The organism is Hydrocoleum sp. CS-953 (assembly GCF_002260545.1).
Classification (GTDB): Bacteria; Cyanobacteriota; Cyanobacteriia; order Cyanobacteriales; family Microcoleaceae; genus Trichodesmium.
Genome location: NZ_LGSU01000405.1, coordinates 1 through 3,001, shown reverse-complemented (window position 1 = coordinate 3,001; position 3,001 = coordinate 1). Strand labels below are relative to the sequence as shown.

At 37.0% G+C, this 3,001-nt stretch carries 1 protein-coding gene; it reads right to left on the bottom strand.

The genetic code is table 11. The annotated features are described in order from the left end of the window. Positions 1-502: 502 nt before the first annotated feature. Positions 503-2,344 carry a serine/threonine-protein kinase gene (locus AFK68_RS03960; RefSeq protein ID WP_143437491.1) on the bottom strand — a complete coding sequence of 614 codons (1,842 nt, stop codon included), beginning with the start codon at positions 2,342-2,344 and terminating at the stop codon, positions 503-505. Positions 2,345-3,001: the final 657 nt, after the last annotated feature.

Here is a 3,001-nt window from a genome sequence, read left to right as displayed (position 1 = left end):
ATGTAGGAGTTGGTTAAAATAGAAATATGAAATGATTAAACTTTAACAAAAATGCCTGCGTAATTTTAGTTTGTGGTGAGAATCCTCAGTAGCACTTAAATTATTAAGTAATTAACACAGGCGCATGGAACTTTTTTGATAATTATTAGGTAGTTAGCGTTAATTATTCATATTTTTACTTCTCCCCTACTCTCTCACTCCCCTATTCCCCTGCTCAATAAAATGTAGAAAAGTTTTTGAGAAATGATATAAATTCTTCCTTTTATAGCGTTTCTCAAGTTACTGAGGTAAAGTTGTTTTTCTGATTTTCTATTCCCACAAAACCCTAATTACTACTCCCAAAAAAAACGAATTTTGTGCCTCATGCTTTTTGGCAATTGCTATATTAGTAATTTAAGGATGGGTATTCCTGCATTGTAATGGTGAAGATATATATTTTTTAATTTCTTCCCACACTCCCCACACTCCCCACATTCTCTCTACCATTACTATGCACCACCACCTAAGGATGAATACTACCATCTGGCATGATTGCACCTTTGAGGTCAGTATCTCGGAAGTTGGCACTCTCCAATTTTGCACCGCGAAGGTTGACACCACGAAGATTTGCACCCCGTAAATAAGCTTTGCTAAGGTTAGCATTAGTAAGATTTGCACCCCGTAAGTCAGCACCTTCGAGAGAAGCTTCACTAAGGTTAGCATCCTTCAAATAAGCACCTAATAGATTAGCATTTTCTAGATGACTCCCTTCGAGATTAGCACCTTCTAGGTCAGCATTCTCTAAATTAATACTGCGATAGCTATGACCTTTGTGCGCGGAGAGTATAGTATCTTTTAGATTAGCTTGTTTTAATGTCGCTCCCTTGAGGTTAACACCATCCAACTGAGCATTTTCCAAATTAGCATTTTCCAAGTTGGCATTCTCTAACTCAGCTCTAAATAAATTAGCTCCCCAAAGATTAGAATTTTTGAGGTTAGCATTTTCTAACTTGGCATAACCTAAATTAGCACCCCAAAAATTAGTATATTGGAGATTTGCTTTATTGAGGTTAGCATCCCAAAGATTAGCATATCCTAAATTTGCCCCCCAGAGATTTGCAGAGTGTAAATCTGCGTACCTAAGTTTAGCACCTCTGAAATCAGCATCTGATAAGTTAGCATTTGACAAATTAATTCCTGCCAAACTTGCTTTCCATAGTTCTGCATTTTTGAGAACGGAATTATTGAGGTCGGCACCATCTAGAGTAGCATCTTTGAGATTAACATTCTTCAAGTTAGCATAGGCTAAATTAACATTACTTAAGTTACACCGAGGACACTGACCTGTTTGTAATAGCACTTGTTGCAAATGTTGTTTTCTCCCATTTGAACGAGATACTTCTACTTGGTGTCGAGTTCTTAACCATTTATTTTCACCCCAGGTTGTTAGTGCTGCAATGGTACTATAAAGTGCTATGAGACATAGACCAATTGTTGCTGCTCCGGTAAATATTTTCTTGGGTTTTTGAGTCCCAAATTGTATTTTTTGAGTTGTTGTATTTTCTGAATTACCAAGAGAGTTAAGCTTTTTGAGAGCAATTTCAGCATTGGGAAAGCGAGATTTTAGGTTTGGTTCCACCATTTTTTCTAGCCAATTAATAAATGCTGGTTCAACTTTCGGCAGTAATTTTTTGAAATTAATTCGATAGTTATCATTGATTAGCTTACCAATATCGCTAGATTTTGTATTGGTTAACAAACAGATTAAAGTTGCACCTAAACTGTATAAATCTGATGCTTCTGTTAGTTCCCGGTTAAACAACTGTTCCGGTGGCATAAATCCTAGAGTACCTTTGACTGCACTACTAACTGCTACATTGCCATACCCACTGCGGGCAAACCCAAAATCTACTAAGTAAACTTTTAGTTGAGTACCATTTCGTTCAACTAAGATATTTTCTGGTTTAATATCCCGATGAATAATTGGCGGTACTTGCTGTTGTAGGTAAACTAAAACTTCTAATACTTCTTGAGCAATTTGTTTGATTTCTGCTACTGTCCAAAATTGAGTTTGGGCAAGAGAGGCAGCATTTTTGTACTCTTGGACTAAGCAAAAGCCATTTTCTGTCTCAAATGAATCAAGATAACGGGGAATACTAGGATGATTTAGTTGTTGTAGCAGTTCAATTTCTCTATAATAACTTTCGTATTCTGCCCAATTGGCAAATTGATATTGTTTTGTGACAACGGGTGTCTCGGTGGTAGTATCAGTTGTGAGATAAGTAATTCGACCTCCAGTTTGATTGCAACCTAGTTCTTGTTTAACTTGATAACGTTGGTTAAAAAATTCTGGGAGATTCATCATAATTAGGGATTTTTATGGATAATTAGTACATTAAGTAGGAAGTTAACTCTGCAAACATTGTAGCGTAGAGTTAGTTATTACATACCTGTTCCAAGATACCGATACAAAACTGGAAAATATTCATAAAGACTATATAATCGAACCTTGATACTCTCGTCGTCCTACTTATTAGCTTTATGTTATCAGTATTAAGACTTACGCAAAATAACCTATTTTTGTCATTATTTATTAGGTTGTGCATCAGTAAAATGTCGGATAAGTCGCGTAGGGGTGGCCAATATAATCTAAAAGCACTGATATATAAAGGTTGAGCGCCCACATGGTCGCGAAAAAAGTGCAAATTTTTTAGCCTTTGAGACTAAAAAGTTAGCACGAAAGGCAGACACTTCCCAAAAAGATACAGGTACAATTATTTCTCCTACTTTCGAGTGTCTCCCCACACGGACCACCCGGACCACACTTCCCACACTTCCTTGACGCACTACCATTTATTACTAAACCGGAAAGGTGTAACAATTTTTAACCCTCTGAGTAGAGTAGCTATGAATCTATGATTTATAGCAACAGCCAGGGCGATTAGGACATAGACTGATGATGAATCAAAGACCACGGAAACACTTTTCCCACTGTTCCCTGTTCCCTGTTCCCTGTTCCCTG